The organism is Thauera butanivorans NBRC 103042 (assembly GCF_001591165.1).
In the GTDB taxonomy this organism is placed as follows: Bacteria; Pseudomonadota; Gammaproteobacteria; order Burkholderiales; family Rhodocyclaceae; genus Thauera; species Thauera butanivorans.
The window spans coordinates 104,733-116,876 of sequence record NZ_BCUG01000004.1; the positions used below are offsets into that span (position 1 = coordinate 104,733).

Sequence of the window (12,144 nt, forward strand, 5' to 3'; positions counted from 1 at the left end):
CCCGGATCGGCCCGCCTCCGCACCGCCCTATCCGATGTCAATACACGGGACGCCCGGCGCGCAGGTTCATCAGGCGCGAGAACAGGCGCCGGAAGGCTTCGTCCTGCGCGCCCGCCTTGCCGAGCTCGGCGTTCTCGCGGAAGGCCCGGGCGATCTCCGCCCAGTCCTCGTCCCGCAGGTGGCGGGCGGCGAGCGGCAGCAGCAGCTTTTCCTCGGTGTTCAGGTGGCGCCACTGCCCTGCGACGAAATCGTCGATGTCGTCGCCCAGACGGGTGCGCGCCTCGGCATCGCCGCCAGCCTCGCGCAGGCGGGCCACGGCCTGTTCGAGCCCGGCCAGGCGACGGCCGCCTTCCGCGTGCTCGCGCTCGAGATCGGTGATCAGCGGCCCGGCGTCGGTACTGCGCTGCCCCAGCCTGGCGAACAGGTACTGCTCTTCCTTGGGATGGTGGAGCCGTTCGGGAAAGGCGCGCAGGTAGTGGAGCAGCGCCCCGGTCAGCTCGTGGTCGGTCTCGGCGCCGGCACGCAGGCGCGCCGCCTGTTCCCGCAGCCCGGCACAGATCGCGGCGATGGCGCGGTGCTCGTCCTTGATGATGTCGACCGCTGCCGCGGCCGGCGTGCCGCGCACGTTGGCCTCGACCGTCGCCACCAGCACCGGCAGCGTGGCGTGGGCCAGCACCTTCTGCGTCTGCGAGCCGATGATCAGCGCGCGCACGCCGCGCCGGCCATGCGAGGCCATGTAGATCAGGTCGCAGCCGCGCTCGGCCGCCACGTCCAGGATCAGCTCGTAGGGCCGCGCGCCGGTGCGCGCCACGCCGTCGCAGTCGACCCCGGCGGCGCCGGCCGCGGCGACGGCCTTGGCCAGGATCGCGTTGGCCTCGCCCATGGCCAGTTCGGCGAAGGCCTGCGGCGACAAGGTCCGCGCCAGCGCGCCCTCGCCGCTCGCGCCGTAGTCCTCGCGCATGGTGAAGAAGGTGATCTTCGCCCCCAGCGCCGCGGCGAAGGCGACGGCCTGGGTGGCGAGGCCCGTGCCCAGTTCGGAGCCGTCGAGCGGCACCAGCAGATGTCGATACATGTCCCGTCTCCTTCGGATCAGACCGCGATCGCTTGCTTCGGCCGCAGCAGAAAGTGCCCCAGCGCCGGCAGCAGGATCAGCGCCCCCAGCATGTTCCAGACGAACATGAAGGCGAGCAGGATGCCCATGTCGGCCTGGAACTTGATCGGCGACCAGGCCCAGGTCGCCACGGCGAGGCCGAGCGTGATGCCGGTCAGCACGACGACCTTGCCGGTGAAGATCAGCGCGCGGTAATAGGCTTCGGACAGGCTCATGCCTTCCTTCAGCCGGGCCAGCGTCACCGTCATCACGTACAGCGCATAGTCGACGCCGATGCCGACGCCGAGGGCGATCACCGGCAGCGTCGCCACCTTGACGCCGATGTCGAGCCACACCATCAGCGCCTCGCACAGCACCGAGGTGATCATCAGCGGCACCACCGCGCACACCACGGCCCGCCACGAGCGGAAGGTGATGAAGGCCAGCACGATCACCGCCGCATAGACCAGGAACAGCATCTGCACGTTGGCCTTGCGCACGACGATGTTGGTCGCCGCCTCGATGCCGGCGTTGCCGGCCGCGTTCAGGAAGCGCAGCGCGTCCGTGCCATGGCGCGCGGCGAAGCCCTCGACCACGTCCACCACGCTGGCCAGGGTGTCGGCCTTGTGGTCCTTCAGGTAGGCATAGACCGTCAGCAGGTCGCAGTTCTGGTTGAACATCTCGCGCGGCGCGCGCGTGATGATGGCGTTGAGCATGTCCTGCGAACGCGGAATCTCGAACCACTTCAGGCTGCCCTCGTTCATGCCGGCGTTGGCGACCTTGGCCAGGCCGGCGAGCGAGCTGGTCGCTTCCACGCCGGGCAGTTGCTGCAGCGCGCGCTCCAGCGCATCGACCGCCATCAGCGTGCCGTACTGGCCGCAGGCATACTGCGGCGTCTTCACCATGACGATGTATACGTCGCTGCTCGCGGCGTAGTTGGCGGTCATGAAGGCGTTGTCGCGGTTGTAGCGCGACTCCGGGCGCAGTTCGGGGGCGCCGGGGTCGGTGTCGCCGATCTTGAGCTGGAAGCTGACCGCCAGGCCGAACGCGCCCATCGCCAGGCCGCAGGCCACGGCGATGGTGGCCCACTTGCGCCGGGTGAACAGGTCGAGGAAGGCCCAGAACGGATGCTTGCCGTGGCCGCCGTCGCCGGCGTCCGTCAGCTCCGCCGCCAGGCTGCGCTGGGCGGCGACCGGGCTGACGCCGGTGTAGGACAGCAGGATCGGCAGCAGCACGAGGTTGGTGAAGATCAGCACCGCGACGCCGATGCTGGCGGTGACCGCCAGGTCCTGGATGACCTGGATGTCGATCACCATCAGCACCGCGAACCCCACCGCGTCGGCCAGCAAGGCTGTGAGCCCGGCCAGGAACAGGCGGCGGAAGGTGTAGCGCGCCGCCACCAGGCGGTGGGTGCCGCGGCCGATGTCCTGCATGATGCCGTTCATCTTCTGCGCGCCGTGGCTCATGCCGATGGCGAACACCAGGAAAGGCACCAGCACCGAATAGGGGTCCAGCTCGTAGCCCAGCGTCGGCAGCAGGCCCAGCAGCCAGACCACCGCGACCACCGAACACGCCACCACCAGCAGCGTGCTGCGCAGGCAGCGGGTGTACCAGTAGAGCACCACGGTGCAGATGACGATCGCCCCGGCGAAGAACAGCATCACCTGGCGCAGGCCGTCGATCAGGTCGCCGACGACCTTGGCGAAGCCGGTGACATGGATCCTCACCGTGTCCGACTCGTACTTGCCGCGCAACTGCTCGATGCGCTGCGACAGCGCGTGGTAGTCGATGCGCTCACCGGTGTCGGCGACGACATCCTGCAGCGGCACGAGGAGGATGCTCGAACGATAGTTGGCGGCGACGAGCTGGCCGATCTCGCCGGAGCGCTCGACGTTGATGCGGACCTGCTCCAGGCTTTCCGGCGAGCCGTCGTAGTCGTCCGGGATGACCGGGCCGCCATCCAGGCCGTCCTCCGTGACCCCCGTCCAGCGTACCGCCGGCGCCCACAGCGACTTCATGTAGGGGCGGTCCCCCCCCGGCAGCAGGAACAGCTCGTCGTTGAGCTTGCGCACCGTGTCGAGATAGGCCGCGCTGAAGATGTCGCCTTCGGTGGCCTCGACCGCGATCCGCAGGCTGTTGCCCATGCCGGCGAGCTGGCTGCGGTTTTCCAGGAAATTGACGATGTAGGGATGGCTCGTCGGAATCATCTTCTCGAACGCCGCGTTGAGCCGCAGGCCGAACGCCTGCCAGGCCAGCACCACGGTCACCAGCAGGCAGACGGCGACGACGGCCAGGCGGTTGTTGAAGAGCAGGCGCTCGGGCAGCGAGCCCGAACGCGAATCGAATTCCGCGATGTCCGCGATCACGGCCTCGGCCGGAAGGGAATGTGCGACCGCCATTATCTTGATTCCGCAACAAGTCGAGCCGGCTCGACACGGGTCAGCCCGCGCGCGCCGGACAGCACCAGCGCCCCGTCGCCGCCCTGGGCGAGGCCGGTGAGGCCGGTCGGGAAACTGCCCGCCACGGGCGTGAAGCTGCGCGCGCCATCGACACTGCGCAGCAGGCGCCCGCTTTCGTCGGCGAGCACGATGGAACGGTCGGCCAGCACGCCGCCGCTGGTCAGTGTCACCGCCTGCCCGAGCGCGATCTGCCGCCAGCTGGCGCCGCCGTCCGCGCTGCGCCAGACGTTGCCGCGCAGGCCGTAGGCCAGCAGCGTGTCGCGATCGAGCGCCAGCGCGCCGAACCAGGTCCCCGGGTAGGGGGTTTCGATCGCGCTGAAGCGCTGCCCGCCATCGAGCGACCTGAACAGCGCCCCCTGCTCGCCCGCGATCAGCACGTCGGCGCCGCTGGCGCGGACGGTGTACAGGTGCTTGCCGCGCGGGTTGGGAATGCGTCCCATCAGGGAATGCCAGTTCCGCCCGCCATCGTCGGTCGCCAGTGCGAGTCCGTACGCGCCGACGGCGAAGCCGCGCTTCCCGTCCAGGAAGTGGACGCCGAGAAAAGGCTTGTCCGGCCCCTCTTCGACGAGGCGCTGGGCGTCGCGCAGCGCGCGGGCGGCCGCGTCGTCCCCGGCCTGCGCGCGGGCCTGCGCGTCCTCGAAGACGATGCGCGCGGCCTGGCGGCCGTCTAGCCGAAGCTGCCAGGTCTCGCCCCCGTCCGTGGTCTGCAGCACCACGCCGCCATGGCCGACGGCCCAGCCGTCGGTGGAGGTGACGAAGTGGACGTCGGTGAGCGCGACGCTGACCGGCACCGCCCCGGCCTGGCGCCACGTGCGCCCGGCGTCGTCCGACAGCAGCACGAGGCCGCGCACGCCGACGCCGACGAAGCGGCTGCCCGCCGCCGCCACGTTCAACTGCGGCGACTGCTGCGCGCGGACGTCGGCGCGGGCCGGCGCCTCGAGGAGGTCGGGCACGGCCTGCGTTTGCGCGGCCAGGACCGTTGCCGCAGCCAGGACGGCAGGTAGAACGACGGCCGCGCGCGCAATGCCGCGCCGGCCTGGAAGCCTGATGGACATGATTCGGAACCCGTGTCCTCGCCACGCCCCAGCCACGCAGGTGGCGGGCGGCGGCGAGCAATCTGAGAAACTGGAGAAGCCGGCGCCTCGCCAGGCCCGCCCCGCACGCATTCCGCGGCGGCGGCCAGCGAGCGCGCCGCGCAGGTCAGCGTGCGGCGTCGGCCGCCACCGCGTCGCCGGTGAAGTAGGTCTCCGGCTTGCGCTCGACGACCTTGAAGTCCTCGTCGTTGAGCGCCTGGATGACGCTCATCGTGCCCGCCTGCAGGTTGAAGACGGTGGCGGTCTTCATCAGCGTGGCCGGAATCTTCGGCACCACGAAGGGCGTGACCTGGGTCGTGCGCCACAGCTTGCCTTCGGCGTCGTAGCCGTCGATCAGCGCGATCAGCCAGGTGTCCTCGTCGAGGTAGTAGCGGCGCTTGGGCACCGCGTGGCGCTTGCCGGCGGCGACGCTCGCCTCGACCACCCACACGCGATGGCGCTCCCAGCGCACCTGGTCGGGGTTCAGGTGGTGCCGGGACAGCGCCTCTTCCAGCCTGGCGCCGACCAGCCCGTTGTTGTTGTACGGGATCAGCATCTCCTGCTTGCCCACCAGCGTCCACTCGAAGCGGTCGAGCTGGCCGAAGAAGCCCTGCACCTCGTCGAAGTAGTTGGCCCCGGAGGCGACGAAATCGGGCGTGTCGTAGGACACCGTCGGCGCCCGGCGCACGCGGCGCTGGCCGACGAGGTACTGCCAGGCCTGGCGCGCGTTCTTCTGGTCGATGCCGTCGCGGATCACCAACGACTCGCCCGCCTTGAACGGCGGCTCCAGCGTGTTGAAGCGGAACATCGCGTACTCGCCGGACCATTTCTCGATGGTCGCGTCCTCGTAGTACGGCGGGTACTGGAAGGCGATCTCGTTGCGCGTGGCCAGGGTGTGCGAACCGTCGGCGTTGCCGACGATGTTCTTGAAGCGGTATTCGATCGACGGCGCCTCGACGCGCAGCAGGAAGTTCCACATCACCTCGACGCCTTCCTTCGGGATCGGGAAGGGGATGCCGCCGATGCAGCCTTCGAGCGAGTAGCCGCCATCCCTGGTGCTGCAGCGCGTCGCGTTCAGCGCGGTGTTGTCATAGACGCGCTGCGGCGCCGCCGCTGTGCGGTGCGTGGGGTAAACGTCCAGCCGGAAGCTGTCGGGGTACTTCTGCAGCAGCGCCTTCGTCCCTTCCGACAGCAGGGCGTCGTACTGCCCCATGTTCTGGGCCGTGACCTGGTGCAGGGGCTTTTCGCCGGCGAAGATCTCACCCGGAATGTCGCCCACCTTCCGGCCTTGCAGCGGCTTGGTGATGCCGCCGTCCCAGGCCGGGATGCTGCCGTCGGCGTTGCCCGCCTTTTCGGCGCCCAGCGGGGTCAGCGCGCTCTTCAGCCTGGCGGCCTCGTCGGCCGTGACCGCCGCGTCGGCGGCCTGCGCCATCAGCGCGGCGGCGATCGCGGCCAGCGGCAGAATCTTGTGCTTCATCATTGTCGTCTCCTGAAATTGTCGTGCCCGAGGGATCAGAACGTGCGCTGGATCGACAGCGAGACGAAATCCCGGTCGCGGTGGAAGTTGTCGTACGAAAGCTCGGGCACCGCAGTGTCGTAGCGGATCACGGAGCCGCCCGAACCGAAATAGCGCGTGTAGTTCAGGCCCGCCTGCCAGGTCCGCTGGTAGTCGGCCTTGACGCCGATGCTGAAGTTGCCGCCGCCTTCGGACGGGAACAGCACGCCATTCACCGAGGAGCGGCCGCTGAGGCCGTAGCTGAGGCCGATCGGCACCTGCAGGTCGAGCCCGGGCGCCACCTGGAAGTACTCGGGCGTGAACACGAACTGGATCGCACTCGCGCTGCGCGTGGCGAGGCGGTCGAGCTGGTGCGCGTTGTCGGTGACCTTCAGCCGCCGGTTGTAGGCGAACTCGCCGACGAAGGTCGCGCCGTCCCACAGCGCGCTGCCGCCCAGCACGCTGATGGCCGAGAGGTTGAGGTGCATCGTCCGGCCCTTGGGGAAGGCCGCGTCGTCGCCGCCATCGGCGGCGGTGTCGCCCGGCAGGATCATGGTGATGCCGCTGCCAACCAGGGGCATGTTGTCGCGGAAGGACAATTCGCCGGCGACGTTGGTCTCGCCCACCAGGGTACTGAAGCTGGCACCCACTGTGCGGATGTCTTCCGCATAGACCATGACGTAGTCGCCGATGCTGCCGGGCTGGACGTTGACGCCCGGCCGCACGTAGAACTGCGGCATCTTGTCGTGGAACCGGGCGGCATAGAGGCCGTACTCGGAATCCCCGGCCTTGAAGCGGATCTGCACCCCGCCCTGGCCGGAGTCCTTCGCCTCGATGTCCTTGCCCCGGAACACCTCCTGCCCCGGCCCGAGGATGAGGCGCTCGCCGCCCGCATCGACGAAGTCGGCGAAGCTGAAATAGCTGCCCGCCGCCGGCAGGCGCGACTTGCGCCACTCGGCCTGGTAATAGGCGCCGAGCGTCACCTCGGGGTTGATCTGCAGCGTCACCGACACCTGCCCGACCGGACGCGCGACCTCCTTGAACTGCGAGTTGGGCACCGACAGCGCGCGCGCGAGGTCGAGCGGCGTCTGCGCCCCCGCGATGCCGTTCGAGCCGAAGAACAGGCTCTCGCCGTAAAGCTGGGTGAAGCGCCCCGCCTTGAGGTTGAGGTTCATGCCGGCCGGCTCGAAGCTGCCATAGACGAAGGCATCCAGGAACTCGGCCTTGCGCCCGTGCAGCTTCTTGGTCGCGCGGGTGAATTCGTTGTAGCGCGCCGAGCGCTGGTTCAGCAGCGCGCCGCCGAGGGCGCCCGGATTGTCGTTCGACTCGTTGTAGACCTGGTCGTACCAGGCCGCCCCGCTGACGCGGAAGCCGTACTTGCGCATGTAGCGGAAATCGAGCTCGGACAGCAGGTCGAGCCGGTTCGAGACCAGCCCCCTGCCGAAGTTCTGGTCGCCGTCGTTGGTGTTCGCCTGCGGTCCGATGGAGTCGTCCGCCACCTTCCGGTCCACGCCGCTCACGCGCCAGCTCGCGCTGTACTTGACGGTGTTGTCCCAGCTCATCCTGATGTCCGGGTTGCCGGTATCGATCTGAAAAGCGAGCGCGGCGCCGGAGGCCGCAAGCCCTGCAAACGCACCGGCAACGGCACGACAGACGGATCTGATGCGAAAACGGCTGCGGCCGTGCGGATGTGCCCTCTTGTCCATGCCTTCCTCCTCCAATCGTTATCTGGATCCCGGATCCGTATCCGACCTACCGGGATGGCACGAACCTTATAGAGCGGGCGAAATGCCGTCCAATACCGATTTATGGACTCATCAATACCTTTAAAGTATGATCACCCCGGATCGATACCGGAGAAAGCGCATGGACCTGCGCCACCTGAGATATTTCATCGCCGTCGCCGAGGAACAGAACATCGGCCGCGCCGCCACCCGGCTCCACATCTCGCAACCGCCGCTCACCCGGCAGATCCAGCAGCTCGAAGAAGAACTGGGCGTCCGCCTGCTGAAGCGCACGCCGCGCGGCGTCGAGCTGACCCAGGCCGGGGCGCTCTTCCTCGACGAAGCGCGCAACATCCGCGCCGTCGTCGAGCAGGCCACCGAGCGCACCCAGCGCGCGGGGCAAGGCAAGCTCGGGCGGCTGGACGTCGGCATCTTCGGCACCGCGATCCTCGACGCGATCCCCAAGCTGCTGCTGGCCTTCCGCCGCTCCTACCCGGAGGTGAAGATCGTCCTCCACACCATGAACAAGGGCGAACAGATCGAAGCCCTGCGCCAGCGCCGCATCACGGTCGGCTTCAACCGCATGCTCGCGCCGCTGCCCGACATCACCACCCGGCTGGTGGCCAACGAGAGGCTGCTGCTGGCCATGAGCCACACCAGCCCGCTGGCCGCGCAAGAATCGGTGGCATTCCCGGCGCTGCGCGATCACCCGCTCGTGCTCTTCCCCACCGGCGCGCGCCCGAACTTCATCGACAAGGTGATGACGCTGTGCCACGAAGCGGGCTTCGAACCCATCGTCTCGCAGGAAGTGAGCGACGCCATCACCGGCGTAGCACTGGCTGCCGGCGGCTTCGGCGTCTGCCTGGTCCCGGAATCGACCACCTCGCTGGCCCTGCCCGGCGTGATCTACAAGCCCCTCACCGACCTACCCCACCATGCCCAGGTCGATCTGAGCTGCATCTATCGCAGCGACGACCAGTCGCCGATCCTCGAAGCCTTTCTCGGCACCATCGAGCAAATGCGTTCCACGCTTCCGTCAGGAGCGGCCTTGACGGAATGAGCCTGGCAATCAGCATACGGGAGCACAAAACGAAAACCCCAGCCGGGGCGGGCTGGGGTTGGATTCTGGTGGGCGGTACTGGGATCGAACCAGTGACCCCTGCCGTGTGAAGGCAGTGCTCTACCGCTGAGCTAACCGCCCGATCCGGCGAAAGATTCGCGCGGTCGGCTTGCGAAAGGAGGCATTCGAGGCCTGGTGGGCGGTACTGGGATCGAACCAGTGACCCCTGCCGTGTGAAGGCAGTGCTCTACCGCTGAGCTAACCGCCCTTCCGCAAAGAGGCCGCATTGTAGAAGCGGCACCCTGGCCCGTCAAGCCGGCTTTTTGTCGGTCGCTTGACTGCCGGGCAAATCCTGTCTTGACAGCGGCTCCACTTGCCGCCGGCACCGCCCTTCATCCGCGCCTTCTCCACATCAGTTCGGCGACCATCCACCAGCCCAGGGCCCAGGCCGCACCGGCCGCCCAGCCGGCCAGTACATCGGTCGGCCAGTGGACACCGAGATAGACCCGGCTCAAGCCCACGATACCCGACAGAAAAAGCGCAGCCCCCATGATATAGAGCTTCTGCGCCTGTGCATTCACCAGGCGGGCGAGCAGGACACCGAGCGTCAGATATACGACGGCCGACATCATCGCGTGCCCGCTCGGAAAGCTCGCACTCGTCACGAAGTCGCCGTGCGGGATCACGTCCGGCCGCGGCCGGGAAAAGGCGCCTTTGAGCAGCGTGCTGAGCAGGGTCCCGCCCAGGGTCGACGCCAGCACGAACAGCGCCATGCCCCTTCGGCCGGACAGCAGCAGGAACAGCACGGCCATGCACACCAGCAGGCTGAGCACCGTGGTGCTGCCCAGCGCGGTGGCGTCGCGCGCCGCCGACTGCAGCCACATCGGCCCGCCGGTGTCGGGCCGAGGATGCAGCGCCAGCATGATGGCGCGATCCAGGGTCACGGTATCGCCATCCGCCACTTCGTCCGCAACCGCGATGAAAATCCAGGCCGCCGAAGCCAGCAACAGCACCACCGCGAGAATGCGCGGTTCAAGCCATGTGCGCAGAAACTTCATCTCGCCTCCCTCGTTTCGCGTTTCTCTCGTCGCTGTGGCGATCCGTTTCCCCATATGGCAGCAGTCTGCCGCTGTGCCGCTAAAATGGTCAATCGCCGGACGGCAGCTCCGGGCAGCACCACGCCACAGGCCACACCATGCACGATCCGAATGCCGGCTTCATCCGCTGCGCCCGACTCATCGCCCAGGCCGACGGGCTTCTCATCACGGCCGGCGCCGGACTGGGCGTCGATTCCGGCCTGCCGGATTTCCGTGGCGACGAGGGCATGTGGCAGGCTTATCCTGCCCTCGGCAAGGCCCGCATGCACTTCCAGGAAATCGCCAATCCGGCCGCATTTCGTGCCCGCCCCCGGCTGGCCTGGGGTTTCTATGGCCACCGGCTGGCACTGTACCGGCAGACTCGCCCCGGCCCCGCGTTCGGCATGCTGCGGGACATTGCGCGGCATCTGCGGCGAGGCGCGTTCGTGTTCACCAGCAACGTGGACGGGCAGTTCCAGAAGGCAGGTTTCGACGCGGACCGCATCGTCGAATGCCACGGCTCGATTCATCACCTGCAATGCATGGAGCCTTGCAGCGCCGCGATCTGGCCTGCCGGGGACTTCAGCCCGGAGATCGACGCCGACGCCTGCGAACTGCTCAACGCCCCGCCCCTGTGCCCCCGCTGCAGCGCGCTGGCGCGCCCGAACATCCTGATGTTCGGCGACTGGGGCTGGCTCGAAGACCGCTCGGAGGCGCAGCAGGCGCGGCTGGATGCATGGCGGCACACGGTCGAACGCCTGGTCGTGATCGAGATCGGCGCAGGCACGGCCATTCCTTCCGTCCGCCTGTTCGGCGAACACCAAGGCGCGCCGATCATCCGCATCAATCTGCGCGAAGCCGGCACCACGTCGGGGAAGGGGGTTTGCCTGCCGCTCAGGGCTGGCGAGGCCATGAACGGCATCGTGGACGCCTTGCGCGAAGAAGGATTTCCCGGCGCCTGAAAGAACCCGCGCCTGCCGCACCGTGCAATGACTTCCTGCCAGATCTTCGATCTCCCACTTCACACAGACATCCCCATGCCATCAGCACCTTAGACGATCGAGTTCGAAGGCCTTGAAAGGGATGGGTCTTACGGGGTGGCCATGATCTAGAATTTGGATTGTGCAATCCATTGAATGATGTCATTTTAATTAATATGATGTCACCGTCTATCTGAGCTTGGAGAGTTCGATGCCAACCTTGAACCTGCGAAACATCTCGATGGAGACTCATCGTGCCTTGAAGGCCTTGGCCGCGCAGCATGGCCGCAGTGTCGAGGCCGAAGTTCGGAAGATCGTGGAAGATGCTGTTCAACCCCCCTTGCGCATTGGTTCTGAATTGGCTGATTTCTGGAAGAAGCACGGCACCGATGAGGACTTGGTGGTCACGCGCTCGGATGAACCTGTCAGGAAGGTGAGTTTCGAGTGATCATCCTGGACACCAACGTCATCTCGGAGCCGTTCAAGAAGCAGCCCAATCCGGACGTGCTTGGCTGGATTGACCGGCAAAACCCACTCACGCTCTACTTGGCTACCGTCAGCCTTGCTGAGGTTCTGACTGGAATCGCCAGGATGCCGGAGGGCAAGAACAAGCATGGGCTGCAGGACGGGGTACGCCAGTTGTTCCATCGCCTGTTTCAGGGGCGAGTTCTGCCCTTCGACGAAGCTGCCGCGCATGCTTTCGCCAACATCCAAGGTCAAGCGCATAGCACGGGGCGGCACATTGGCGTCGCTGACGGGCAAATCGCTGCTATCGCCCTGAACCGAGGATTCATGGTTGTGACGCGAGACACCAAACCGTACTTGGTAGCCGGCCTTGAGGTGCTTAATCCGTGGGATGCGGCGTCGTGACTTCACTATCCAAATAGGCGGCCACGTCGTTCAGTGGCATGTCAGCACCCCGTAAAACGGCCGCGAAAGCGGTATACCGTTAAGGGTACCGTGTACCGTCAGGTGTACCGCCATTTTTGACGGTATGAGGTGCTACGGAGTAGCACTGCATGACACAACAAAAAACCCGCAAAGCCTTGAGCCATGCGGGTTTCTGGTACTTCTTGCCACCGTGTGACAGTTGTTCTTGGTGGGTGCTGACGGGGTCGAACCGCCGACATTCGCCTTGTAAGGGCGACGCTCTACCAACTGAGCTAAGCACCCGCGCTGAAACCACC

10 protein-coding genes and 3 tRNA genes are annotated in these 12,144 nt (G+C 67.0%); 4 read left to right on the plus strand and 9 right to left on the minus strand.

The window, feature by feature from the left end:
* Window positions 1–37: 37 nt before the first annotated feature.
* From TBU01S_RS02755 to TBU01S_RS02775, 5 genes are all read right to left on the minus strand, one after another.
* On the minus strand, window positions 38–1,072 hold the full coding sequence (locus TBU01S_RS02755) for a universal stress protein (RefSeq protein WP_068635109.1): 1,035 nt from the start codon (window positions 1,070–1,072) through the stop codon (window positions 38–40).
* Window positions 1,073–1,089: 17 nt separating this feature from the next.
* Entirely contained in the window at window positions 1,090–3,489 is a 2,400-nt protein-coding gene (locus tag TBU01S_RS02760; protein ID WP_068635110.1) for an efflux RND transporter permease subunit, read from the minus strand.
* Entirely contained in the window at window positions 3,489–4,502 is a 1,014-nt protein-coding gene (locus TBU01S_RS02765) for a WD40/YVTN/BNR-like repeat-containing protein (protein WP_245650825.1), read from the minus strand. The genes TBU01S_RS02760 and TBU01S_RS02765 overlap by 1 nt, the downstream gene beginning before the upstream one ends.
* 247 nt (window positions 4,503–4,749) lie before the next feature.
* Entirely contained in the window at window positions 4,750–6,102 is a 1,353-nt protein-coding gene (locus tag TBU01S_RS02770) for a DUF1329 domain-containing protein (protein WP_088178825.1), read from the minus strand.
* Between the two features lie 32 nt (window positions 6,103–6,134).
* Complete coding sequence (locus TBU01S_RS02775; protein WP_068635112.1) at window positions 6,135–7,823, minus strand: DUF1302 domain-containing protein; 1,689 nt, start codon at window positions 7,821–7,823, stop codon at window positions 6,135–6,137.
* Between the two features lie 160 nt (window positions 7,824–7,983).
* Between TBU01S_RS02775 and TBU01S_RS02780 the strand changes: the two genes are divergently transcribed.
* Window positions 7,984–8,901: a LysR family transcriptional regulator gene (locus TBU01S_RS02780; protein WP_068635113.1), complete on the plus strand. Its 918-nt coding sequence runs from the start codon at window positions 7,984–7,986 to the stop codon at window positions 8,899–8,901.
* Between the two features lie 66 nt (window positions 8,902–8,967).
* On the opposite strand, the gene TBU01S_RS02785 is transcribed toward TBU01S_RS02780, so the two are convergent.
* The 3 genes from TBU01S_RS02785 to TBU01S_RS02795 all read right to left on the minus strand — a co-directional run bounded on the left by TBU01S_RS02785 (window position 8,968) and on the right by TBU01S_RS02795 (window position 9,959).
* A tRNA-Val gene (locus TBU01S_RS02785) sits at window positions 8,968–9,042 on the minus strand.
* Between the two features lie 52 nt (window positions 9,043–9,094).
* Window positions 9,095–9,169: transfer RNA gene (locus TBU01S_RS02790), tRNA-Val, on the minus strand.
* A 124-nt stretch (window positions 9,170–9,293) separates the two neighbouring features.
* On the minus strand, window positions 9,294–9,959 hold the full coding sequence (locus TBU01S_RS02795; RefSeq protein ID WP_068635114.1) for a phosphatase PAP2 family protein: 666 nt from the start codon (window positions 9,957–9,959) through the stop codon (window positions 9,294–9,296).
* A 137-nt stretch (window positions 9,960–10,096) separates the two neighbouring features.
* Between TBU01S_RS02795 and TBU01S_RS02800 the strand changes: the two genes are divergently transcribed.
* The 3 genes from TBU01S_RS02800 (at window position 10,097) to TBU01S_RS02810 (ending at window position 11,827) form a co-directional block, all read left to right on the plus strand.
* Entirely contained in the window at window positions 10,097–10,939 is an 843-nt protein-coding gene (locus tag TBU01S_RS02800) for an SIR2 family NAD-dependent protein deacylase (RefSeq protein ID WP_068635115.1), read from the plus strand.
* A 229-nt stretch (window positions 10,940–11,168) separates the two neighbouring features.
* Window positions 11,169–11,405, plus strand: coding sequence for a FitA-like ribbon-helix-helix domain-containing protein (locus TBU01S_RS02805; protein WP_068635116.1), 237 nt, complete (start codon window positions 11,169–11,171; stop codon window positions 11,403–11,405).
* Window positions 11,402–11,827, plus strand: coding sequence for a type II toxin-antitoxin system VapC family toxin (locus TBU01S_RS02810; RefSeq protein WP_068635117.1), 426 nt, complete (start codon window positions 11,402–11,404; stop codon window positions 11,825–11,827). The genes TBU01S_RS02805 and TBU01S_RS02810 overlap by 4 nt, the downstream gene beginning before the upstream one ends.
* A 227-nt stretch (window positions 11,828–12,054) precedes the next feature.
* On the opposite strand, the gene TBU01S_RS02815 is transcribed toward TBU01S_RS02810, so the two are convergent.
* A tRNA-Val gene (locus tag TBU01S_RS02815) sits at window positions 12,055–12,130 on the minus strand.
* Between the last annotated feature and the right edge of the window lie 14 nt (window positions 12,131–12,144).

What these genes read in the sequence shown, in the direction of transcription:
- TBU01S_RS02800 (WP_068635115.1), top strand. Translation starts at nt 10,097, where the DNA reads ATGCACGATCCGAATGCCGGCTTCATCCGCTGCGCCCGACTCATCGCC.
- TBU01S_RS02775 (WP_068635112.1), bottom strand. Translation starts at nt 7,823, where the DNA reads ATGGACAAGAGGGCACATCCGCACGGCCGCAGCCGTTTTCGCATCAGA.
- TBU01S_RS02770 (WP_088178825.1), bottom strand. Translation starts at nt 6,102, where the DNA reads ATGATGAAGCACAAGATTCTGCCGCTGGCCGCGATCGCCGCCGCGCTG.
- TBU01S_RS02760 (WP_068635110.1), bottom strand. Translation starts at nt 3,489, where the DNA reads ATGGCGGTCGCACATTCCCTTCCGGCCGAGGCCGTGATCGCGGACATC.
- TBU01S_RS02780 (WP_068635113.1), top strand. Translation starts at nt 7,984, where the DNA reads ATGGACCTGCGCCACCTGAGATATTTCATCGCCGTCGCCGAGGAACAG.
- TBU01S_RS02755 (WP_068635109.1), bottom strand. Translation starts at nt 1,072, where the DNA reads ATGTATCGACATCTGCTGGTGCCGCTCGACGGCTCCGAACTGGGCACG.
- TBU01S_RS02795 (WP_068635114.1), bottom strand. Translation starts at nt 9,959, where the DNA reads ATGAAGTTTCTGCGCACATGGCTTGAACCGCGCATTCTCGCGGTGGTG.
- TBU01S_RS02805 (WP_068635116.1), top strand. Translation starts at nt 11,169, where the DNA reads ATGCCAACCTTGAACCTGCGAAACATCTCGATGGAGACTCATCGTGCC.